This window comes from Roseicella frigidaeris (assembly GCF_003258945.1).
GTDB lineage: Bacteria > Pseudomonadota > Alphaproteobacteria > Acetobacterales > Acetobacteraceae > Paracraurococcus > Paracraurococcus frigidaeris.
Genome location: NZ_QLIX01000003.1, coordinates 162,413 through 182,775 on the forward strand (window position 1 = coordinate 162,413; position 20,363 = coordinate 182,775).

Genomic DNA, 20,363 nt, shown 5'->3' on the forward strand with positions numbered 1-20,363 from the left:
CGTTGCCACCTCAGGCGATCACGCTCTAGGTGCATGGCGCGTGCGCGGCGCCAGGCGCCGCGGAGACGCCGCGTGAGCCTGGCGCCGCGGCTGGACCTGCGGCAGTCGCAGTCGCTGGTGATGACGCCGCAGCTGCGGCAGGCGATCAAGCTGCTGCAATCCTCGAACATGGAGGTCACCGCCTTCGTCGAGGAGGAGCTGGAGCGCAACCCGCTGCTCGAGCGCGACGAGCGGCCGCTGCCCGGGCCGGACGATGGCCACCGCGTCGATCCGCTGCCGCCCGCCCCCGCGGCGCCGGATTCGCATGCCGCCGCCACTTCCGATGTCCTGCCGCAGGAGCAGGCCGGCCCGCTCGATGCCGAGTGGGACAATGTCTACGACGCCGGCGGCGGCTACGAATCCCCCTATGGCCGCGGCGGCCGCGCCGATTTCGCCGAGGACCTCTCGGGCATCGAGGACATCGCCGCGGCCGGCCGCACCCTGCGCGAGCATCTCGGCGAGCAGGTGCGCCTCGCCTTCGCCGATCCCGCCGACCGGCTGATCGCGGCGCAGATGATCGCGCTGCTCGATCCCGCCGGCCGGCTGCCGGTCGAGGACGCGGCGATCGCCGCGGCGCTCGGCTGCGAGGTGGCGCGGGTCGCCGCGGTGCGGGCGCGGATGCTGCGCTTCGAGCCGACCGGGATGTTCGCGCGCCATCTCGGCGAGTGCCTCGCGGCGCAGCTCGCCGAGCGGAACCGGCTCGACCCGGCGATGCAGGCGCTGCTCGACCACCTGGAGATGCTGGCGCGGCGCGACCGGGCCGGGCTGATGCAGGTCTGCGGCGTCGATGCCGAGGACCTCGCCGAGATGATCGCCGAGATCCGGCGGCTCGATCCCAAGCCGGGCGCGAGCTTCGACGCGTCGCCGGCGCCGGCCGTGGTGCCGGACGTGCTGATGCGCCGCGCCGAGGATGGCGGCTGGATCCTGGAGCTGAACCCGGAGACGCTGCCGCGCGTGCTGGTCAACCGCGGCTTCTACGCGCGCTGCCAGGTCTCGGCCCGCAGCAAGGATGACCGCGTCTTCCTCGCCGAGCGGCTGCAGAGCGCCAATTGGCTGCTGAAGAGCCTGGAGCAGCGCGCCAACACCATCATCAAGGTGGCGCAGGAGATCGTCCGCCGGCAGGACGCCTTCTTCCACCACGGCGTCGAGCATCTCCGCCCGCTCATCCTCCGCGACATCGCCGAGGAGGTGCAGATGCACGAGAGTACGGTCAGCCGCGTCACCGCCAACAAGTACATCGCCACGCCGCGCGGCACCTTCGAGCTGAAATACTTCTTCACCACCGCCATCGCCGGCACCCAGGGCGGCGAGCAGCACAGCGCCGAGGCGGTGCGCTGGCGGATCCGCGCCATGATCGCGGCGGAGGATCCGGACGCAGTACTCTCGGATGATGCGATCGTGGAGAAATTACGCCAGGAAGGCGTGGACATCGCCCGCCGAACCGTGGCCAAATATCGGGAAGCGCTGCGCATTCCCTCCTCGGTGCAGCGCAAGAGGGAGAAGGCCGTCCCGGCCTGATCCAGCCCCCGGCCAGGCTGGCAATGGCAGCCGGGCGGCACGCAAGCACGGCGCGCCTCCGCGCCGCGGCAAGCCGCGCCGGGCGGCCTCCTTCCTGGGCAAAGGAGGGATCGGGAAAGGAGGGTTTGCCCGCATGCATATCACCGTCGCCGGCAAGCAGGTCGAAACCGGGGAAGCGTTGCAGACGCATGTCCGGGAGGGCCTGGCCGCCATCGCGCGCAAGTATTTCGATCATGCGCTCGAGGCGAACGTGACCTTCCGGCGGGATGCGACCAAGGGCAAGCAGGGCGCCTTCTTCACCTGCGACATCAACCTCAAGGCCGGGCGCAACCTGTTCATGCGCGGCGAGGGCGAGGGCCCCGACGCGCACCGGGCCTTCGAGGTGGCGGCCGACCATGTCGCCAAGCGCCTGCGCCGCTACCGCCGCCGGGTGAACGAGCATGCCCGCAGCCTGGCCGAGGTGCGGCAGAGCGAGGCGGAGACGGCGACGCAATACGTGCTGCAGCCGGAGGAGGAGGCCGAGGGTGCGGCGGAGGCCGCGCCGCAGGCGGCGCAGGACGGCAACGGCATCGACCACGGCGTGATCGTCGCCGAGCAGGTGACGGAGATCGCCCGCCTCTCGGTGAGCGAGGCGGTGATGCGGCTCGACCTCACCCAGCAGACGGTGCTGATGTTCCGCAACACCCGCTCGGGCGCGCTGAACGTGGTCTATCGCCGCCAGGATGGCTGCGTCGGCTGGATCGACGCGCCGACCTAGGGCGCTTCCCGCGAACACCGGTTCACGGGAAGTGCCCTAGGTCAATGTTTCCAGAGCATCTTCACCCGATCAGGTGAGTCCACCTGATCGGGATCCGCTCCAGCCTTGGTGACTTACCTCGTTGCCCTGCCGCGGCTTGCCACGGCAGGCTGTGGCGCCCCTCGGGGAAGGCAGGGAGTCTCCGGGGGACCCGCGAAGCCGCGCAACGGCTTCGCGGGCAATCCCCTAGTGCACCAGCGCCGGCGCCAGCTCGTGCTGCAGGATGGCGGCGATCGCCAGATCCTCGCTCGGCGCGGCGCCGATCGGGGTGCCGTCCGCGGCATGGATGGCGATGGCCCGCTCGCCGTTCACCAGCACCGGGCGCAGATAGGCGATCTCGCCGGCGCCGAAGCGCTGCCAGTCGGCGACCGAGAGCTGCCGCAGGGACAGGGCGGCCGCGGAGGGCTCGGCGGAGGCGTGGGAGGTGTTGCTGCTCTTCATTGCGAGAATTCTCCTTCCGGCATGGCCGAAGCCCATGCGGCCCGGAGCGACCGACTCTCCCATAGCGCCGCGATGCACGCCGGGTTCGCCGGGGTCGTCCCGGATGATGTGACGATGCGCCGCCGATCAGCCGCGGCTGGCGCGTCCTTCGAGGATGGCTCCGCCGACAGCGGCCCTGGCGGTGCCGCCGGCGCCGTTGACCCGGGTGACGCCGCTGGCGCCGAGGCCCGGCGTGCCGCCTCCCGCGCCGCTTCCGGAGAAGCTACCGCCGGCGCTGCCGCCGATCGGGATGGTCTTCACCCGCACCTCCGGCTGCGGCCGGCGCAGATCCACGTGCAGCAGGCCGTTGTCGAGCCAGGCCCCCTCCACCTCGATCCCCTCGGCGAGGACGAAGGCGCGCTGGAACTGCCGCGCGGCGATGCCGCGATGCAGGAAGACGCGCCCCTCGCTGTCGTCCTTCTGACGGCCGCGGATCACGAGCTGGTTGTCCTCCTGCGTGATCTGCAGGTCCTCCATCGCGAAGCCGGCGACGGCGAGGGTGATGCGCAGCCGGCTGTCGCCGGTCTGCTCGATATTGTAGGGGGGGTAGCCATCGGCGCTCTTGGCGACCCGGTCGAGCATCTGCTCGAGATGATCGAAACCGAGGAACAGCGGCGATCCGAAGACCGAGGGACGCGACACGGTGGCCTCCTCATGCGGAGCGAAGCGGCAGGGCGGGCCCGAAGCACCCGTCCAGGGCTGCAATGTCGGCAGGCGGGCCGGCCGTTGCAAGGGGGTCACGCAGGGGCTACCTCCCGGGCAATCCTCCTCCGCCCGAGGTGACATTCTTCCCTGGCGCCGCTCCCTGCCCGGCGCCCCAGGTGCTCCAGCCGATGTCCGACGCCGACCTCCTGCCCATCCTCCTGGTGCCCGACCCGCGGCTGCGGACCAAGGCCCGCCCGGTCGGCCCCGGCGATGCCGATGCCGTCCGCGCCCTCGCCCCGCGCATGCTGGAGGCCATGTACAAGGCCCCGGGCATCGGTCTCGCCGCGCCGCAGGTGGGGGAGCTGCTGCGGATGTTCGTGGTCGACCTGCAGAAGGACGACGCGCCGGCGCCGATGGTGCTGGTGAATCCCGAGATCGTCGCCCTGTCCGAGGAGCAGGCGGTGCGGGAGGAGGGCTGCCTCTCCCTCCCCGGCCAGTATGCCGAGGTGACGCGGCCGGCCCGGGTGAAGATGCGCTACCACGACCTCGCCGGCGCGAAGCGGGAGATCGAGGCCGAGGGCCTGCTCGCCACCTGCCTGCAGCATGAATATGACCATCTCGACGGCGTGCTCTTCGTCGACCATCTGAGCCCGCTCAAGCGCAACATGCTCCTCCGCAAGCTGGCCAAGGAGCTGAAGGCGAAGACCCGGGCGTGAGCGCCCCCTTGCGCCTCGCCTTCATGGGCAGCCCGGATTTCGCCGTGCCGGCGCTGCGCGCCCTGCATGGCGCCGGGCACGCCATCGCCGCGGTCTATTGCCAGCCGCCGCGGCCGGCCGGGCGGGGGCAGAAGGACACCCCCTGCCCGGTGCACCGCGCCGCCCTCGAACTCGGCCTGCCGGTGCGCATCCCGGCCCGGCTGCGCCGCGACGCCGAGGCGCAGGCCGCCTTCGCCGCGCTCGACCTCGATGCTGCCGTGGTCGCCGCCTATGGGCTGATCCTGCCGCCCGCCATGCTGGCGGCGCCGCGGCGCGGCTGCCTCAACATCCATGCCTCGCTGCTGCCGCGCTGGCGCGGCGCGGCGCCGATCCAGGCGGCGATCCTCGCCGGCGATGCCGAGAGCGGCGTGACCATCATGCAGATGGAGGAGGGGCTGGACACCGGCCCGATGCTGCTGCGGGAGGCGGTGCCGATCGGGCCGCGCCTGACGACGCCGGCGCTGCACGACGCCCTGGCCGAGGCCGGCGCGGCGCTGATCCTGCGCGCCCTGGCCGAGGCGCCGGTGCCGGTGCCGCAGCCGGAGGCGGGCGTCACCTATGCGCCGAAGCTCAGCAAGGCGGATGCGCCGCTGGACTGGGGGCACGCCGCCGCCGCGCTCGACCGCCGCGTGCGCGCCCTCAACCCCTGGCCCGGCACCGTGTTTCGCCATGCCGGCGAGGCGATCCGGGTGCTGGAGGCCGAGGCCCTGCCCGGCCCCGCCGGGGCGGCCCCCGGCACGGTGCTGGACGCGGCGCCCAGCATCGCCTGCGGCGAGGGCGCGCTGCGGCTGCTGCGGCTGCAGCGTCCGGGCCGGGCGCCGCTGCCGGCCGAGGCCTTCCTGCGCGGCTTCCCGCTGCCGCCGGGCACGGTGCTGCAGGGCGGCTGACGCGCGGCGGATGCCCCTCTACGCCCTCACCCTCGAATATCATGGCGGCGGCTTCGTCGGCTGGCAGCGGCAGGAGAACGGGCTCTCCGTGCAGCAGGTGATCGAGGCGGCGGCGGCACGGCTGAACGGCGGCACCCCGCCCACCGCCATCGCCGCCGGCCGCACCGATGCCGGCGTGCATGCCGAGGGGCAGGTGGTGCAGCTTGCCCTGGAGCGGGAGATCGACCCGGCGCGGCTGCGCGAGGCGCTGGATTTCCACACCCGGCCGCATCCCGTCGCGGTGCGGCGGGCGGCGCTGGCACCCCCGGGCTGGCATGCCCGCTTCTCGGCCCGCCACCGCGCCTATCGCTACCGCATCCTCAACCGCCGCGCCCGGCCGGCGCTGGAGGAGGGGCTGGTCTGGCATGTGAAGGCGCCGCTCGATGCCGCGGCGATGCATGCGGCGGCCCAGGGGCTGCTCGGCAAGCATGATTTCTCCGCCTATCGCGCCGCCGCCTGCCAGGCCGCCTCGGCGCTGCGCACGCTCGACCGGCTGGTGGTGGCGCGGCAGAGCGAGGAGGTGGTGATCACCGCCGAGGCCCGCAGCTTCCTGCACCACCAGGTGCGCAACCTGGTCGGCACGCTGCTCGAGGTCGGCCAGGGCCGGCGCGGCATCGACTGGCCGCGCCGGGTGCTGGAGAGCCGCGACCGCACCCAGGCCGGCATGACGGCGCCGGCGGCGGGCCTCTGCTTCACCGGCGTCCGCTACGACGAGCCGCTCGACTGGCGCTGAGCCGCCCCGAAGCGTGCCGCGTTCCGAGGGGACCACCTGGACGCGATCGGCCCTACCCCCCCACCAGCTGCGCCACGAAGCCGCCGACGAAGATGCCGATCGCCAGGTCGAGCAGGACGAAGCCGATGGCCCGGCCGCCCGGGATGTGCAGCGCCACCCTGGCGACGAACCATTCGAGCCAGAGCGCGTAGCCCAGCGCCGCCAGCCCCAGCCCGCGCGCCAGCACCTCCGGCAGGCCGAAGGCCGCCGGCACGGTGAGGACGAGCAGCACCAGGTACTGCACGACATTCGCCCAGTTCCAGGCGGCGATGAAATGCAGCCATTCCGCCCGCCGCCCCTGCGCCTCGGCCAGCGGCAGGGAGGCGAGGGCGAAGCCCGCCCAGGCGACGACATAGCCGATGAGCTCGGCCGCGACGCTGCGCGCCAGCCCGGCCGCCGGCGGGCTGCCCGCCCAGGAGAGCAGCTTGAGCGCGACGAAGGCCGGCAGGCAGAGCAGCACCGCCGCGAAGCTGCGGCGCACCGCCTCGGGCGTCGCCTCGATCAGCAGCAGCCCCTCCACCCGGCCCCGGGCCAGCCGGAAGGCGCCGCGCAGCCCCGACGCGATCGTCTGCCGCAGCGGGGCCGCCGGGCTCAGCCCAGGCACTCCGCGAGCACGTCGCGATACAGCGCGGCGAGGCTGCGCAGCTCGGCGACCGGCACGCATTCATCGAGCTTGTGCATGGTGCTGCCGACCGCGCCGAGCTCGGCGACCGGGCAGTGGCGGGCGAGGAAGCGCGCATCCGAGGTGCCGCCGCCGGTATCGAGCGCCGGCGCCTCCCCCGTCGCCCGCCGCACCGCGCGCGTGAGCGCCTCGACGAAGGGGCCGGGCCGGGTCAGGAAGCTCTCGCCCGAGCATTCGACGCGCATCTCGTAGCGCGCCTCCTCGGCCCGCAGCGCCGCATGCAGCATCTCGGTCAGCGAGGCGCTGCTATGGAGGTCGTTGAAGCGGATGTTCAGCATCACCCGCGCCTCGCCGGGGATGACGTTGTTGGCCGCGTTGCCGACATCGAAGCCGGTCACCTGCAGGGTCGTCGCCTCGAAGAATTGCGATCCGCCGTCGATCGGCTGCGCGGTCAGCCGGTGCAGCACCCGCACCAGCCGGTGGATCGGGTTGTCGGCGCGCTGCGGATAGGCGCTGTGCCCCTGGGTGCCGAAGAGGGTGATCCAGGCGGTCATGCTGCCGCGGCGGCCGACCTTGACGATGTCGCCGAGCCGGGCGCGCGAGGTCGGCTCGCCGACCAGCGCCATGTCCGGGATCTCGCCGCGCGCCGCCATCCAGTCCAGCACCTTCACGGTGCCGTCCCGGGCCGGCCCCTCCTCGTCGCCGGTGATCAGCAGGCTGATGCTGCCGGGGCCATCCGGATGCGCGGCGAGGTAGTCCGTCAGCCCGGCGACGAAGGCGGCGATGCCGCCCTTCATGTCGCAGGCGCCGCGGCCATAGAGCACCCCGTCCCGCACCGCGCCCGAGAAGGGATCATCCGCCCAGCCCTCGGCCGGGCCGGGCGGCACCACATCGGTATGGCCGGCGAAGCAGAAATGCGGGCTGGCGGTGCCGCGCCGGGCATAGAGGTTCTCCACCTCCCCGAAGCGCAGCCGGTGGCAGGCGAAGCCGAGCGGGGCGAGCGCCGCCTCCAGCACCCCGAGCGCCCCGGCATCGGCCGGCGTCACGCTCGGGCAGCGGATCAGCGCCTGGGCGAGCGGCAGGGGATCGGTCGGCGTCCCGCCGCCGGGGAGGAGGCTGCTCTCGCCCATCCGCCTCAATCCCGCAGCAGCTCGTTGATGCTGGTCTTCGCCCGGGTCTGCGCATCGACGCGCTTGACGATGACGGCGCAGTAGAGCGAGGGGCCGGGCGAGCCATCCGGCAGCGGCCGCCCGGGCAGGCTGCCCGGGACCACCACGGCGTAGGAGGGCACGCGGCCGACATGCACCTGGCCGGTGGCGCGGTCGATGATCTTGGTCGAGGCGCCGAGGAAGACGCCCATGGAGAGCACCGCGCCGCGCTCGACGATCACGCCCTCGGCGACCTCGGAGCGGGCGCCGATGAAGCAGTCGTCCTCGATCACCACCGGGTTGGCCTGCAGCGGCTCCAGCACCCCGCCGATGCCGACCCCGCCGGAGATGTGCACGTTCTTGCCGATCTGGGCGCAGGACCCGACGGTCGCCCAGGTATCGACCATGGTGTTGCGGTCGACATAGGCGCCGAGATTGACGAAGGAGGGCATCAGCACGACGCCCGGGGCGATATGGGCGGAGCGGCGCACCACGGCGCCGGGCACGGCGCGGAAGCCGGCCTCGCGGAAGCGGTTCTCGCCCCAGTCGGCGAATTTCAGCGGCACCTTGTCGTAGGCGCCGGAGGCGGTCGCCATCGGCGCGGAATCGGTCAGGCGAAAGGAGAGCAGCACCGCCTGCTTCAGCCACTGGTTCACCCGCCATTCGCCGGGGCCGCCCACCGGCTCCGCCACCCGCGCCTGGCCGGAATCGAGCAGTTCGAGCGCCGCCTCGATCGCCCCCCGGTCCTCGCCGCCGGTCGCCGGGGAGAGCGTGTCCCGCCGTTCCCAGAGGGCTTCGATGCGCGACTGCAGCGTGCTGGCGTTCATGGTTCCGTGACCCCAAGGCGTGACCGGCCGGGCGGTGGCGGCCCGGACGCCGCGGACCATGCCGAGGCGCCGCCGGGGCGTCAACGCGCGCCGCGGCCGCCGGGACCGTGTCGATAAGGCATCATTCATCTCACGCGGTGATAGTCGCCCCATGAGCCCCCTCGACGATCCGGTCAGCCCGTCCAGCGGCCATGGCGCGTCCCTGCCGGCCGCAGGGCCCGACCTGCAGCGCGCGCTGCTCGAATCCCGCCAGCGCTGGCGGGATTTCGCCAGCCTCGCCGCCGACCTGCTGTTCGAGACGGATGCCGAGGGCCGCCTCACCTTCCTGGCGCCGGAAGCGCCGCTCGGCTGGCTCGCCGCGGCGCTGCTCGGCCGGCCGGGCCGCGACCTGCTCGCCGCGCCCGAGCCCGATCCCTTCGCCCGCCGCGCCGCCGCCGGGACCCTGCGCGCCTGGTTCCGCCGGCCCGATGGCGGCAGCGCCTGCCTGCATCTCGCCCTCGCCCCGCTCGCCGATGCCGCCGGCCGCTTCGCCGGGCTGCGCGGCGCCGGCCGCGACGTGACGCAGGAGATGGCCGAGAGCGCCGCCCAGGCCGCCGCGCTTCGCCGGGCCGAGGTGCTGCAGCATCTCGTCAGCCGCGTCCGGCGCGAGGTGCTGGCGCCGCGCATGCTGACCGCGACGCTCGATTCGCTGCGGACCGCGCTCGGCTGCGACGGCGCGGCGGTGCTGGCCTGGGGCGAGGCGGGGCTGACGGCGCCGCATCGCGAGGGCGCCGACCCGTCGCCCTTCCTGGCCACCCTCGGCGGGCGGCCCGGCCCGCGCGCGCCGGCGTTCCGCAGCGGCCCGGGCGGCGAGGCCCTGGCCCTCATCCCGCGCGCCCAGGCCGCGCCGGCGCCGGGCGGCGAGCCGCCGCAGGCGCTGCTCGCCTGGCGCGGCGCCGGCCGGCCGGGCTTCGACGCCGATGACCGGCACCTGCTCGTCGCCATGGCCGACATGCTCTTCGTCGTGCTCGGCAACCAGGCGCTGCAGCAGCGGCTGGAGCAGCAGGCCCGCACCGATGCGCTGACCGGCCTGCTGAACCGCGGCGCCTTCCTCGACGACCTCGCCCGCCGGCTCGGCCGCCAGGCCCTCGATCCGGCGCGGGCGGGGAAGGCGCTGGGGGCGCTGATCTTCCTCGACCTGGACAACCTGAAGCCGATCAATGACCGAATGGGACATGAAGCGGGCGATGCGGCCCTCGTCGCCATCGCCGGGCTGCTGCGCGAGATGACACGCCCGATCGACCTCGCGGCGCGGCTCGGCGGCGACGAATTCGCCCTCTGGCTCGAGGACATGGATGCCGAGCGCGCCGCCGCCCGCGCCGCCGCGCTCTGCGCCGCCGCCGCCGGCCTCGCCAACCGGCCGGGACGCCGCGCGCCGCCGCTCACCGTCAGCATCGGCTGCGCCATCCGCCGCCCCGGCGCCGTCGAGGCGCCGGAGAGCCTCATCGCCCGCGCCGATGCCGCGATGTACGACGCCAAGCGGGGCGGCCGGAACCGCTGGGCGCTGGCCACCGAGCCGGAGATCCCCGCCCTGCCGCGGCGGCTGGCCTCGTGAGACTCGCCCCGAGCTACGAGGCGGCGCGGCGCATCGCCGCCGAGGGCACGCTGGCCGAACGCCTCGCCCTGGCCTCCCATCCGGAGGTGGCGCCCGAGATCCTCTACTTCCTCGCTTGCGACGGACGCCCGACGGTGCGGGCGGCCGTCGCCGCCAATGCTGCAACGCCGGTGCAGGCGGACAGCCTGCTCGCCGGCGACCACGATCCGCAGGTGCGCGCGCTGGTCGGGCGCAAGCTCGCCCCGCGGGCCCCCGAGCTGGCGGCGGCGACGGACCGGTTGCGCAGCCTCGCCTGGAGCACGCTCTGCACCCTCGCCGCGGATGCCGCGGTGCTGGTGCGCAAGGTCATCGCCGAGGAGCTGCAGGCGATGCCGGAGGCGCCGCACGACCTGATCCTCCGCCTCGCCCAGGATGCGGCGATCGAGGTCGCGGCGCCCGTCATCCGCTTCTCGCCGCTGCTGACCGAGGAGGACCTGCTGGCCCTGCTCGCGGCGCCGCCGGTGCCGGAGACCGTGACCGCCATCGCCCGCCGGCCGCAGCTCAGCGAGCGCATCTCGGAGGCGGTGGTCGCCCGCGCCGACGAGGCGGCGACCGCCGCGCTGCTGGCGAACGGGTCGGCGGCGATCCGCGAGCGGACGCTCGACCGGCTGATCGCCGAGGCGGCGACGCATGCCGCCTGGCAGGAGAGCCTGGTCCGCCGCAGCGGGCTGCCGGCGGGCGCGGTGCTGACGCTCGCCACCATGGTGGCCGACCACCTGCTGGAGCCGCTGCTCACCCGCAGCGACCTCGACCCGACCCTCGCCCGCGTGCTGCGCGCCCGCGTCGCGCTGCGGCTCGAGCGGCGCGGCGCGGCGCCGCTGCCGCCCGACCTCGCCTTCGAGGAGGCGGCGCTGCGCGGCGACCGCACCCGCATGCTGCGGCTGCTCGCCGAGCGGAGCGGCGTGGCGGTGCGCGCCATCGAGCATGTGGCGCAGCTCCGCAGCGCCAAGGCGCTGGTCAGCCTGTGCTGGAAGGCGGGCTTCAGCCCGCGCTGCGCCGGCCCGGCGCAGGGCGTGCTCGGGCATGTGCCGCCCGAGGCCGCGATCCCGATCCCGGAGGCGGGCGGCTGGCCGCTGACCGAGACGGAGATGCAGTGGCAGATCGAGGTGCTGGCGACGCCGGACACCCCGGCCCCGCGGCCCGTCGCGCTGCGCGAGCGGGTCGGCGCCTGATACGGGCGTGGATGGACGTCGACGCGCGGCCGGCGGAGCCGCCCGCAATCGGAGAGCGGCGCGCGCCGGGCAGGCCCCGCGCCGCCCCGGCCTCAGGGCTTGATCAGCGTGCCCGCCCCATGGTCGGTCAGCAGCTCGCGCAGCACCGCATGCGGCACCCGGCCATCGAGGATGACGACGCCCTTCACCCCCTTCTCGATGGCGTAGATGCAGGTCTCGACCTTCGGGATCATGCCGCCCGAGATCCAGCCGGCGGCGATGCCGGCCCGCACCTCGGCCACCGTCATCTCCGGGATCAGCGCGCCGTCGGGGCCGAGCACGCCGCGCACGTCGGTCAGCAGCAGCAGCCGCTCGGCCCGCAATGCGCCGGCGACCGCGCCGGCCACCGTGTCGGCGTTGATGTTGTAGGTCTGGCCATCCGCGCCGACGCCGACCGGCGCCACCACCGGGACGATGTCGGCGCCGATCAGCAGCTCCAGCACCCGCGTGTCGATCGCCTCCGGCTCGCCGACGAAGCCGAGGTCGAGCACCTGCTCGGTCTTCGAATCGGGGTCGAACACCCGGCGCAGCAGCTTGCGGGCGCGGATCAGCCCGCCATCCTTGCCGGAGACGCCGACGGCGATGGCGCCGGCGCGGGTGATCGCCTCCGCCACCTGCTTGTTCACCGGGCCGGCGAGGACCATCTCGACCACGTCGAGCATCCCCTCATCCGTCACGCGCAGGCCCTGGACGAAGGTGGACTGCACGTTGAGGCGCTTCAGCATGGCGTTGATCTGCGGGCCGCCGCCATGCACCACCACCGGCTGCACGCCCACCTGCTCCAGCAGCGCGATGTCGCGGCCGAAGCGCAGCGCCGTCTCCTCCTCGCCCATGGCGTGGCCGCCATACTTCACCACCACGATCTGGTCGTCGTAGCGCTTCAGGAAGGGCAGCGCGCCGGCAATGATCGTCATCGGGTCGGGCGTGTCGTCGCTCATCGGCCAGGCTTCCGGATTGCTCGCCCTGCCCTGTAGAACAGTTTGCCGGCCGGGAACACCGCCCCGGCCGCGGCGAGGCCGGGGCGGCCAGCGCTGCCATCAATCCTTCATCGCGGTCGCGCCGGCGCCGGGCCGGCGCCAATCACCCCGGCAGCGCCGCCAGCGCCGCCATCTCCGCCCGCAGCTCGGGGATGCCGAGGCCGGTCTCGGCGCTGGTGACGATCACCAGCGGGTGCCCCGCGGTGTGGCTGCGGGCCAGCGCCTCGGCCTCGGCCCGGCGCTTCTCCAGCCAGTAGGGCTTGGCGTCGTCCGCCTTGGTCAGCACGATCTGGAAGGCGACGGCGGCGTCGTTCAGCAGCTCCATCGCCGCCCGGTCGCCGGCCTTGGTCTCGATGCGGGCATCGAGGAGGAGGAAGACGCGCCGCAGCGTCGGCCGGCCGCGCAGGAAGTCGAACATCAACCCCTGCCAGTCCGCCTTCACGCTCTTCGAGGCCCGGGCATAGCCATAGCCCGGCATGTCGACGAGGGTCAGCCGGCCGTCGAGGTCGAAGAAGTTGAGCTGGCGGGTGCGGCCGGGCGTTTGCGAGACGCGGGCCAGCGCCTTCTGCCCGGTCAGCGCATTGACCAGCGAGGACTTGCCGACATTGGAGCGGCCGCAGAAGGCCACCTCCGGCAGCCCCGTGGGCGGCAGCTGGTCGAGCCGCTGCGCCGCGTAGAAGAAGGCGCAGGGCCGGGCGAAGAGCAGCCGCCCGGCCTCGAGCAGCGCCGCCCGCTGCTCCGGCCGGGTGGCCTCGATCAGGCCGCCCGCCGGCAGCGGCTCCCCCCCGGAGGGATGGCTGGGGCCGCTCACCCTTTCTTCGGCTTCGCCGCCCCCGCCGGCACCGCCGCCGCGGGCACCGCCGCCGTCCCCGGGCGGCTCGCCGTGGTGTTGCGCTGGATGGTCCATTGCTGGGCGATGGAGAGCAGGTTGTTCCAGGACCAGTAGATCACCAGGCCCGCCGGCATGCCGGCCAGCATGAAGGTGAAGATCAGCGGCATCCACTGGAACAGCTTGGCCTGGATCGGGTCCGGCGGCTGCGGGTTCAGCCGCTGCTGCAGGTACATCGTCGCGCCCATGATCAGCGCCCAGGCCGGCATGTGCAGGTAGTGCGAGAGCTGCGCCGGGTCGTAGGGGATCAGCCCGAACAGGTTGAACAGGTTGGTCGGGTCGGGCGCCGAGAGGTCGTGGATCCAGCCGAAGAAGGGCGCGTGCCGCATCTCGATGGTGACGAAGAGCACCTTGTAGAGGGCGAAGAAGACCGGGATCTGGATCAGGATCGGCAGGCAGCCCGAGGCCGGGTTCACCTTCTCGGTCCGGTACAGCGCCATCATCTCGGCCTGCGCCTTGGCCGGGTCGTCCTTATAGCGCTCGCGGATCTCGGTCATCTTCGGACCGAGAACCTTCATCTTGGCCATCGACTTGTAGGACTTGTTGGCCAGCGGGAAGAACAGCGCCTTCAGGATCAGCGTGAACACCAGGATGGCGACGCCGAAATTGCCGAGGATCGAGCCCAAGAAGTGCAGCACGTGGAAGAAGGGCTTGGTCAGGAAGTAGAACCAGCCGAAATCCACCGCCTTGTCGAAATCCGGGATGCCGAGCCGCGTGGCATAGGCATCCAGCAGGTTCACCTCCTTGGCGCCGGCGAAGAGCCGCACCGCCTGGCCGCCGCCGGTCTCGCCGGGGGCCACGGTCAGCGCCGCGGGCGGGGCGAAATCCGCCTGCCAGCGGTCCTGGCCAGCCTCGGGCAGGGCGCGGAAGGTGGCGCGGAAGCGCGCCGACTGGTCGACCGGCGCCAGCGCCGTCAGCCAGTACTTGTCGGTGATGCCGGCCCAGCCGCCCGGGCCCTCCTGCTCGAAGGCGACGCCGTTGCGCTTGGCGGCCTCCGACTTGGCGCTGGAGTAGGTCTCCTCCCGCAGGCGGCCGTCGAGCACGCCGACGAAGCCCTCGTGCAGGATGTAGAAGCCCTGGGTCGGCGGCGTGTATTCGCGGCGGATGCGCGCCCAGGGCAGAAGCTGCACCGGCTCGGCGCCGGCGTTCCGCACCCGCTGCTCGGCGGTGACCATGTAATTCTCGTCGAGCGAGAGCGCGATCTCGAAGACCTGGCCCTGGCCGTTGTCCCAGCGCAGCGTCACCGGGGCGCCGGGGGCGAGGCGGCTGCCCTCGGCGGTCCAGTCGGTGTCGTTGCCCGGCACCGGGGTGCGGCCATCCGCCGCCGTCCAGCCCCACTGGTTGTAGTAGGGCGCGGCGCCCTCGCGCGGCGCCAGGAGGCGGACCAGCGGCGAGTTGCGGTCGACGGTCTCGCGGTAGTCCTTCAGCACCAGGTCATCGAGCCGGGCGCCGCGCAGGTTCAGCGAGCCCTGCACGCGCGGCCCCTCGACGGGCAGGCGCGCGGCCGGGCTGCGCGGCGCGCCGGCGGCCGGCGCGGCATCCGAGGGCGCGCCGAGCGGGCCGGTCGGGCCCGGCGTCGGGACGGCCTGCTGCCCCTGCGCCGCCTGCTGCTGCATCGTCTGCTGCTGCGCCGCCTGCTGGGCGCGCTGCGCCTCGCGCGCCGGCCGGCCGAGGAAGTCGAAGATCAGCAGGATGCCGATCGAGAGGGCGATCGCCGCGAGAAGGCGCTTCTGGTCCATGGAACGGGGTCAGCCTTTCGGAACGGGCTGGAAGGCAGGAGGCGTGGCGGCGCGTGGCGCGGCCGCCGGCGGGACCGGGTCCTCGCCGCCGGGATGCCAGGGGTTGCAGCGGAGGATGCGGCGGGTGGCGAGCCAGCCGCCGCGCAGCGCGCCGTGGCGCTGCAGCGCCTCCAGCGCGTAGTGGCTGCAACTGGGGTGGAAGCGGCACTGCGCCCCGATCAGCGGGCGGAGCGTCCATTGATAGGCGATGACGGCACCGCGCAGCGCCTGCGCCGCGGGCGTCACGGCCGCGGTTCCCGGGCAGGCGCCGCCGGCGCGGCCGGCAGGCCGGCATCCGGCACCCCGGCCTGGCGCAGCGCGCCGCGCAGGTCGCCAAGCAGCGCCGGCCAGGGGCGGCCGCCGGTGCCGTCGCGGGCGATCAGCACCAGGTCCCAGCCGCCGGCCTCCCAGGAAGCGGGCGGCGCCGCGCCCAGCAGCAGCCGCGCCGCCTCCCGCAGCCGGCGCTTGGCGCGGTTGCGGATGACGGCGTTGCCGATCTTCTTGGTGGCGGTGAAGCCGAGCCGCAGCCCGCCCGCGGGTTGCGGCAGGGCTTGCAGCACCAGCCCCGGCCGCGCGGCCTTGCGGCCCCGGCCGGCGACCTTGAGGAATTCGCCGCGCCGGGTCAGCCGTGGCAGGCGCCCCGGCATGGCTGCCCCCGCTCCCGCGCCCGGGTCAGGCGCTGAGCTTGGCGCGGCCCTTGGAGCGGCGGTTGGCCAGGACCTTGCGGCCGCCCACCGTCGCCATGCGGGCACGGAAGCCATGCCGGCGCTTCCGGACGAGCTTGGAGGGCTGATAGGTACGCTTCACGACTCTGATCTCCGACAGGAAGGGCGTCGGCGCGGCGCCCGGGATCGGTCCGGGCGCATGGCGGCGACGGCCGGCGACCCATCCGGGGGCCGCGGCGAAGGCGCGCACCTATAGGGAAGCAGCGGGGCCGCCGTCAATCGCGGCGAGGGCCGCGTCTGGCCCCGGCGGGCCGGCCGGGGTAACGCTCCCCGGCCGCAGGACGAAGCCAGGAGCCGATGCCCGACCTCCCGCCACCGGCCTCCCCGCCGCGGCCCGCCGCGCCGCCCGCCGCGCCCCCCGCCTGGCGCCGGCTCTGGCCGCTCGGCCTGCTGCTCGCCGGGCTCGGCCTCGCCTATGCCCTCGGCCTGCACCGCGCCCTCAGCCTCGATGCGCTGGCCACCCACCGCGCCGCGCTGGCCGGCTTCGTGGCGGCGCGGCCGGTCCTGGCGCCGCTGCTCTATCTCGGCCTCTACATCCTCGTCGTCGGCGCCTCCCTGCCGGGGGCGACGGTGCTGACGCTGGCCGGCGGCCTGCTCTTCGGCCCCTGGCTCGGCGCCGCCGCGGCGGTGGCCGGGGCGACGCTCGGCGCCTGCCTGCTCTTCCTCGCCGCCCGGCACGCCCTGGCCGGGGCGCTGGCGCGCCGCGCCGGGCCGCGCCTCGCGCGGGTGGCGGAGGGGTTGCGGCGCGACGGCTTCTGGGTCCTCCTCTCGCTCCGCTTCCTGCCGGTGCTGCCCTTCTGGCTGGTCAACCTCGCCCCGGCCCTGGCCGGCATGCGGCTCGCGCCCTATGCCGCGGCGACCTTCCTCGGGATCATCCCGGCGACCGCGGTCTTCGCCGGCATCGGGGCGGGGCTCGGCCAGGTGCTGGAGGCCGGGGGGCGGCCAGACCTGTCGGTGATCCTTTCGCCGGGGATCCTGCTGCCGCTGCTCGGCCTCGCCGCGCTGTCCCTGCTCGGGGCCTGGTGGCGGCGCCGGCGGCAGGGCGGCCGGGACGCGGCGCCGGGCGGACAACAGAGGGGAGACTGAATGCCTGACTTCGACGTGGCGGTGATCGGCGCCGGGGCCGCCGGGCTCTCGGTCGCCGCCATCTGCAGCGGCCTCGGCCTCAGCGTGGCGCTGATCGAGCGCGGCCGGATGGGCGGCGAGTGCCTGAACACCGGCTGCGTCCCCTCGAAGGCGCTGCTCGCCGCCGCCCGCGCCGCGGCCGAGGCGCGGCAGGCCGGGCGCTTCGGCCTGCGCCTGCCGCCGCCCGAGATCGACTGGGCCGGGGTGCGGGCGCATGTGCAGGGCGCCATCGCCCGCATCGCCCCGAATGACAGCGCCGCCCGCTACCGCGGCATGGGCGTCGAGGTGATCGAGGCGGCCGGGCATTTCGCGGCGCCGGACGTGATCGAGGCGGCCGGCCGCCGCCTCAGCTTCCGCCGCGCCGTCATCGCCGCCGGCAGCAGCCCGGTGATCCCCGACATCCCCGGCCTCGACGGCGTGCCCTGGCTGACCAACGAGACGCTCTTCGAGCTCGAGGAGCCACCGGGGCATCTCGTCATCCTCGGCGGCGGCGCGGTCGGGATCGAGATGGCGCAGGCGCATGCCCGGCTCGGCTGCCTGGTGACGCTGGTCGAGGCGGCGCCGCGCATCGCCCCGGGCGAGGAGGAGGAGCTGGTCCACCCGCTCCGCGCCGCGCTGCTGGCCGAGGGCATCGCCCTGCACGAGGGGGCGCGGCTGGCGCGGGTCGAGCAGCTCGAGCCGGAGGGGCCGCAGGCGGGCGCCGGCGTGGTCCTGCACCTCGCCGACGGCACCCGCATCGCCGGGACGCATCTGCTGCTGGCGACCGGGCGGGCGCCGCGCCTCGCCGGGCTCGACCTGCCGGCGGCGCATGTCGCCGCCACGCCACAGGGGGTGCGCACCCGGCGCGACCTCCGCTCGGTCTCCAACCGCCGGGTCTGGGCGGTCGGCGACATCGCCGATCCCGAGGGGCTGGGGCCGCGCCGCCTCACCCATGCCGCCTCGCAGCACGCCGCGGTGCTGGTGCGCTCCATGCTGTTCCGCCTGCCCGGCACGCGGCTCGACTACGCGGCGCTGCCGCGCGTCACCTACACCGATCCGGAGCTGGCGCAGATCGGCCTGACCGAGGCCGAGGCGCGGGCGGCGGGGCACCGCGACCTGCGCATCCTGCGCTGGCCGCTGGCCGAGAACGACCGCGCCATCGCCGAGGGACGGCCCGAGGGGATGGTGAAGCTGGTGGCGACGTCGCGCGGCCGGCTGCTCGGCGCTAGCCTGCTGGCCGCCGGGGCGGGGGAGATGGCCGGCCCCTACGGGCTGCTGATCGGCCGGCGGCTGCCGCTCTCGGCCCTCGCCTCCCTCACCCTGCCCTATCCGACCCTGGCCGAGGCGGGGAAGCGCGCCGCCGGCGCCTTCTATGCGCCGAAGCTGCTCTCCCCCTTCACGAAACGCGTAATCACCTTGCTCAAACACCTGCCCTGAGCGTTCATGCCGCACCTGCGAAGGAGCCCAGCACCCATGGAGACAATCCTCAGCGGCCGGACCGCCCTGGTCACCGGCAGCACCAGCGGCATCGGCCTCGGCATCGCCAAGCTCCTCGCCGAGGCGGGCGCGAAGGTGATGCTGAACGGCTTCGGCAAGCCGGAGGAGATCGCCAGGGCGCGCCAGGAGGTGGGCGCGGCCATGGGGGCGGCGGAGGCGCCCTATTCCGGCGCCGACCTCTCGAAGCCCGAGCAGGTGCGGCAGATGATCCAGGAGACGCAGGCGGCGCTCGGCAGCCTCGACATCCTGGTGAACAATGCCGGCATCCAATTCGTGGCGCCGATCGAGGAATTCCCCGACGACAAGTTCGACGCCATCATGGCGATCAACTTCGCCTCCAATTTCCACGCCATCAAGGCGGCGCTGCCGGGGATGAAGGCGCGCAACTGGGGGCGGATCATCAACATCGCCTCCGCCCACGGCCTCATCGCCTCGCCCTTCAAGGTGGCCTATGTCTCGGCCAAGCATGCGGTGGTCGGCATGACCAAGACGGTGGCGGTGGAGACGGCGCAGACCGCGATCACCTGCAACGCCATCTGCCCCGGCTTCGTCCGCACCCCGCTGGCCGAGGCGCAGGTGAAGACCCTGGCCAAGGAGCACAACGTCTCCGAGGAGGCGGCGCTGAAGGACCTGCTGCTGGTGCACCAGCCCTCCAAGCGCTGGATCGAGGTCGAGGAGGTGGCGCAGATGGCGCTCTATCTCTGCGGCCCGAACAGCGGCGGCGTCACCGGCGCGGCGCTGTCGATCGACGGCGGCTGGTACGCGAGCTGACGCGCGGATGACGCGGGAGACGGAGGCGGGGCCGGGGACGGGCCTGGCGCCAGGCGGGGCGGAGGCGGGCGGCGGGGAAGCGCCGGCCGGCGACGGCCCGGCGCCTTCCCGCCCGGCCGCGCCGCAGGGCGACCTGCGGGGCGAAGGCCCCCTGCCGCCCGAGCTCCTGCCCGATCCCTCCGCCACGCCCGCGCCCCTGCCGCAGCCGGCGGTGGCGAAGCCCGTCGCCACCAAGCGGCTCAACCTCGCGCTGCAGGGCGGCGGCACGCATGGCGCCTTCACCTGGGGCGTGCTGGACCGGCTGCTGGAGGATGAGCGGCTGGTCTTCGACGCCGTCTCCGGCACCTCGGCCGGGGCGCTGAACGCGGCGATCTTCGTCCAGGGCCTGGCCGAGGACGGGCGGGAGGGGGCGCGCCGCGCCCTCGACCGGCTGTGGCGCGACGTCGCCGCCCGCCTCGCCATCAGCCCGCTGCGCAACACGCCGCTCGAGAAGGCGCTCTGGGGCTACGACCTCACCTATTCCGTCGCCTACCAGACCTTCGACACGCTGAGCCGCGTCTTCTCGCCCTACCAGCTCAACCCCTTCCCGGTGGAGTTCAACCCGCTGCGGCAGGTGATCGCCGACAACCTCGACATGGCGCGGCTGCGGCAGGACCAGAAGGCGCTGCGCCTCTTCATCTCGGCGACCAATGTCCGCACCGGCAAGCCGCGCATCTTCACCCGCGCCGAGGTGACGCCGGACGTGGTGCTGGCCTCGGCCTGCCTGCCGAACGTCTTCAAGGCGGTGGAGATCGAGGGCGAGGCCTATTGGGATGGCGGCTATCTCGGCAACCCGGCGATCTGGCCGCTCTACTACGAGCGCGGCGCGCCGGACATCCTGCTGGTGCAGATCAACGTGCTGAACCGCCAGGAGCTTCCGACCACGCCGTCGGACATCATGAACCGGCTGAACGAGATCAGCTTCAACGCCGCGCTGATGGCGGAGATGCGGGCGATCGACTTCGTGCAGCGGCTGCTCGATTCCGGCCGGCTGGAGCAGCCGCGCTACCGCCGCATCTTCCTCCACTGCGTCGAGGACGAGGCGCGGATGCGGCAGTTCAAGCTCTCGACCAAGCTGAACGGCGACTGGGAATTCCTGCAGACCCTGCGCCGCTACGGCTGGGAGGCGGCGGACCGCTTCCTGGCGCTGCATTTCGACACGCTCGGGCGGGAGAGCACGCTGGATATCCAGCGGTATCTGTAATACGAAC

22 protein-coding genes are annotated in these 20,363 nt (G+C 73.9%); 11 read left to right on the forward strand and 11 right to left on the reverse strand.

Annotation, left to right across the window (positions count from 1 at the left end):
• Positions 1 to 72: 72 nt before the first annotated feature.
• Entirely contained in the window at positions 73 to 1,557 is a 1,485-nt protein-coding gene (rpoN, locus tag DOO78_RS06155) for an RNA polymerase factor sigma-54 (protein WP_111468860.1), read from the forward strand.
• A gap of 133 nt (positions 1,558 to 1,690) precedes the next feature.
• A complete protein-coding gene (gene hpf / locus DOO78_RS06160; protein ID WP_111468861.1) occupies positions 1,691 to 2,314 on the forward strand; it encodes a ribosome hibernation-promoting factor, HPF/YfiA family in 624 nt (207 codons plus the stop codon).
• Between the two features lie 225 nt (positions 2,315 to 2,539).
• Here the strand turns inward: hpf and DOO78_RS06165 are convergent, their stop codons facing one another.
• Both DOO78_RS06165 and DOO78_RS06170 read right to left on the reverse strand, forming a co-directional pair.
• On the reverse strand, positions 2,540 to 2,794 hold the full coding sequence (locus DOO78_RS06165; RefSeq protein WP_111468862.1) for a DUF1150 family protein: 255 nt from the start codon (positions 2,792 to 2,794) through the stop codon (positions 2,540 to 2,542).
• Positions 2,795 to 2,920: 126 nt separating this feature from the next.
• Positions 2,921 to 3,415 carry an Hsp20 family protein gene (locus DOO78_RS06170; RefSeq protein WP_111469073.1) on the reverse strand — a complete coding sequence of 165 codons (495 nt, stop codon included), beginning with the start codon at positions 3,413 to 3,415 and terminating at the stop codon, positions 2,921 to 2,923.
• A gap of 251 nt (positions 3,416 to 3,666) precedes the next feature.
• Between DOO78_RS06170 and def the strand changes: the two genes are divergently transcribed.
• From def to truA, 3 genes are read left to right on the forward strand one after another with little or no spacing between them, the layout of a single operon-like run.
• Entirely contained in the window at positions 3,667 to 4,194 is a 528-nt protein-coding gene (gene def / locus DOO78_RS06175; RefSeq protein ID WP_111468863.1) for a peptide deformylase, read from the forward strand.
• A gap of 8 nt (positions 4,195 to 4,202) precedes the next feature.
• On the forward strand, positions 4,203 to 5,120 hold the full coding sequence (gene fmt, locus DOO78_RS06180) for a methionyl-tRNA formyltransferase (protein WP_111468864.1): 918 nt from the start codon (positions 4,203 to 4,205) through the stop codon (positions 5,118 to 5,120).
• A 10-nt stretch (positions 5,121 to 5,130) separates the two neighbouring features.
• Positions 5,131 to 5,892 carry a tRNA pseudouridine(38-40) synthase TruA gene (gene truA, locus DOO78_RS06185; protein ID WP_111468865.1) on the forward strand — a complete coding sequence of 254 codons (762 nt, stop codon included), beginning with the start codon at positions 5,131 to 5,133 and terminating at the stop codon, positions 5,890 to 5,892.
• Between the two features lie 52 nt (positions 5,893 to 5,944).
• Here truA and DOO78_RS06190 read toward each other — a convergent pair whose 3' ends face one another.
• Genes DOO78_RS06190 through dapD form a run of 3 tightly spaced genes read right to left on the reverse strand, consistent with a single transcriptional unit; the run spans position 5,945 to position 8,528 of the window.
• Entirely contained in the window at positions 5,945 to 6,535 is a 591-nt protein-coding gene (locus DOO78_RS06190) for a hypothetical protein (protein ID WP_111468866.1), read from the reverse strand.
• Positions 6,523 to 7,683, reverse strand: a complete 1,161-nt coding sequence (dapE, locus tag DOO78_RS06195; protein WP_111468867.1) for a succinyl-diaminopimelate desuccinylase — start codon at positions 7,681 to 7,683, stop codon at positions 6,523 to 6,525. The genes DOO78_RS06190 and dapE overlap by 13 nt, the downstream gene beginning before the upstream one ends.
• Before the next feature lie 5 nt (positions 7,684 to 7,688).
• Positions 7,689 to 8,528, reverse strand: a complete 840-nt coding sequence (dapD, locus tag DOO78_RS06200; RefSeq protein ID WP_111468868.1) for a 2,3,4,5-tetrahydropyridine-2,6-dicarboxylate N-succinyltransferase — start codon at positions 8,526 to 8,528, stop codon at positions 7,689 to 7,691.
• A gap of 151 nt (positions 8,529 to 8,679) precedes the next feature.
• Between dapD and DOO78_RS06205 the strand changes: the two genes are divergently transcribed.
• Together DOO78_RS06205 and DOO78_RS06210 are read left to right on the forward strand one after the other, a co-directional pair.
• Entirely contained in the window at positions 8,680 to 10,122 is a 1,443-nt protein-coding gene (locus DOO78_RS06205; protein ID WP_165838750.1) for a sensor domain-containing diguanylate cyclase, read from the forward strand.
• Positions 10,119 to 11,333 carry a DUF2336 domain-containing protein gene (locus DOO78_RS06210; RefSeq protein WP_111468870.1) on the forward strand — a complete coding sequence of 405 codons (1,215 nt, stop codon included), beginning with the start codon at positions 10,119 to 10,121 and terminating at the stop codon, positions 11,331 to 11,333. The genes DOO78_RS06205 and DOO78_RS06210 overlap by 4 nt, the downstream gene beginning before the upstream one ends.
• 92 nt (positions 11,334 to 11,425) lie before the next feature.
• On the opposite strand, the gene argB is transcribed toward DOO78_RS06210, so the two are convergent.
• The 6 genes from argB to rpmH all read right to left on the reverse strand — a co-directional run bounded on the left by argB (position 11,426) and on the right by rpmH (position 15,823).
• Entirely contained in the window at positions 11,426 to 12,310 is an 885-nt protein-coding gene (gene argB / locus DOO78_RS06215; protein ID WP_111468871.1) for an acetylglutamate kinase, read from the reverse strand.
• A 142-nt stretch (positions 12,311 to 12,452) separates the two neighbouring features.
• The gene (gene yihA, locus DOO78_RS06220) at positions 12,453 to 13,160 is read right to left on the reverse strand and encodes a ribosome biogenesis GTP-binding protein YihA/YsxC (protein WP_408887561.1); all 708 of its coding nucleotides are present in this window, start codon (positions 13,158 to 13,160) and stop codon (positions 12,453 to 12,455) included.
• The gene (gene yidC / locus DOO78_RS06225; protein WP_111468873.1) at positions 13,157 to 14,977 is read right to left on the reverse strand and encodes a membrane protein insertase YidC; all 1,821 of its coding nucleotides are present in this window, start codon (positions 14,975 to 14,977) and stop codon (positions 13,157 to 13,159) included. The genes yihA and yidC overlap by 4 nt, the downstream gene beginning before the upstream one ends.
• A 9-nt stretch (positions 14,978 to 14,986) precedes the next feature.
• The gene (gene yidD, locus DOO78_RS06230) at positions 14,987 to 15,262 is read right to left on the reverse strand and encodes a membrane protein insertion efficiency factor YidD (protein ID WP_111468874.1); all 276 of its coding nucleotides are present in this window, start codon (positions 15,260 to 15,262) and stop codon (positions 14,987 to 14,989) included.
• Complete coding sequence (gene rnpA, locus DOO78_RS06235) at positions 15,259 to 15,663, reverse strand: ribonuclease P protein component (RefSeq protein WP_111468875.1); 405 nt, start codon at positions 15,661 to 15,663, stop codon at positions 15,259 to 15,261. Before rnpA ends, yidD begins: the two co-directional genes overlap by 4 nt.
• Before the next feature lie 25 nt (positions 15,664 to 15,688).
• A complete protein-coding gene (rpmH, locus tag DOO78_RS06240) occupies positions 15,689 to 15,823 on the reverse strand; it encodes a 50S ribosomal protein L34 (RefSeq protein WP_043334407.1) in 135 nt (44 codons plus the stop codon).
• A gap of 215 nt (positions 15,824 to 16,038) precedes the next feature.
• On the opposite strand from rpmH, the gene DOO78_RS06245 reads away from it, so the two are divergent.
• From DOO78_RS06245 to DOO78_RS06260, 4 genes are read left to right on the forward strand one after another with little or no spacing between them, the layout of a single operon-like run.
• A complete protein-coding gene (locus DOO78_RS06245; protein ID WP_111468876.1) occupies positions 16,039 to 16,827 on the forward strand; it encodes a TVP38/TMEM64 family protein in 789 nt (262 codons plus the stop codon).
• On the forward strand, positions 16,828 to 18,282 hold the full coding sequence (locus DOO78_RS06250) for a dihydrolipoyl dehydrogenase family protein (RefSeq protein WP_111468877.1): 1,455 nt from the start codon (positions 16,828 to 16,830) through the stop codon (positions 18,280 to 18,282). It abuts the gene before it with no gap.
• A gap of 36 nt (positions 18,283 to 18,318) precedes the next feature.
• The gene (locus DOO78_RS06255) at positions 18,319 to 19,113 is read left to right on the forward strand and encodes a 3-hydroxybutyrate dehydrogenase (protein ID WP_111468878.1); all 795 of its coding nucleotides are present in this window, start codon (positions 18,319 to 18,321) and stop codon (positions 19,111 to 19,113) included.
• Between the two features lie 7 nt (positions 19,114 to 19,120).
• Positions 19,121 to 20,356 (forward strand): patatin-like phospholipase family protein, encoded by a 1,236-nt coding sequence (locus DOO78_RS06260; protein ID WP_111468879.1) that lies wholly within the window; start codon positions 19,121 to 19,123, stop codon positions 20,354 to 20,356.
• The last annotated feature ends 7 nt before the right edge of the window (positions 20,357 to 20,363 follow it).

Bases quoted from the DNA above. Each gene is read 5' to 3' on its own strand.
- hpf (WP_111468861.1), top strand. From the start codon at position 1,691: ATGCATATCACCGTCGCCGGCAAGCAGGTCGAAACCGGGGAAGCGTTG.
- DOO78_RS06165 (WP_111468862.1), bottom strand. From the start codon at position 2,794: ATGAAGAGCAGCAACACCTCCCACGCCTCCGCCGAGCCCTCCGCGGCC.
- DOO78_RS06170 (WP_111469073.1), bottom strand. From the start codon at position 3,415: ATGCTCGACCGGGTCGCCAAGAGCGCCGATGGCTACCCCCCCTACAAT.
- def (WP_111468863.1), top strand. From the start codon at position 3,667: ATGTCCGACGCCGACCTCCTGCCCATCCTCCTGGTGCCCGACCCGCGG.
- truA (WP_111468865.1), top strand. From the start codon at position 5,131: ATGCCCCTCTACGCCCTCACCCTCGAATATCATGGCGGCGGCTTCGTC.
- dapE (WP_111468867.1), bottom strand. From the start codon at position 7,683: ATGGGCGAGAGCAGCCTCCTCCCCGGCGGCGGGACGCCGACCGATCCC.
- dapD (WP_111468868.1), bottom strand. From the start codon at position 8,528: ATGAACGCCAGCACGCTGCAGTCGCGCATCGAAGCCCTCTGGGAACGG.
- DOO78_RS06205 (WP_165838750.1), top strand. From the start codon at position 8,680: ATGAGCCCCCTCGACGATCCGGTCAGCCCGTCCAGCGGCCATGGCGCG.
- argB (WP_111468871.1), bottom strand. From the start codon at position 12,310: ATGAGCGACGACACGCCCGACCCGATGACGATCATTGCCGGCGCGCTG.
- yidC (WP_111468873.1), bottom strand. From the start codon at position 14,977: ATGGACCAGAAGCGCCTTCTCGCGGCGATCGCCCTCTCGATCGGCATC.
- rnpA (WP_111468875.1), bottom strand. From the start codon at position 15,663: ATGCCGGGGCGCCTGCCACGGCTGACCCGGCGCGGCGAATTCCTCAAG.
- DOO78_RS06245 (WP_111468876.1), top strand. From the start codon at position 16,039: ATGCCCGACCTCCCGCCACCGGCCTCCCCGCCGCGGCCCGCCGCGCCG.
- DOO78_RS06250 (WP_111468877.1), top strand. From the start codon at position 16,828: ATGCCTGACTTCGACGTGGCGGTGATCGGCGCCGGGGCCGCCGGGCTC.
- DOO78_RS06255 (WP_111468878.1), top strand. From the start codon at position 18,319: ATGGAGACAATCCTCAGCGGCCGGACCGCCCTGGTCACCGGCAGCACC.
- DOO78_RS06260 (WP_111468879.1), top strand. From the start codon at position 19,121: ATGACGCGGGAGACGGAGGCGGGGCCGGGGACGGGCCTGGCGCCAGGC.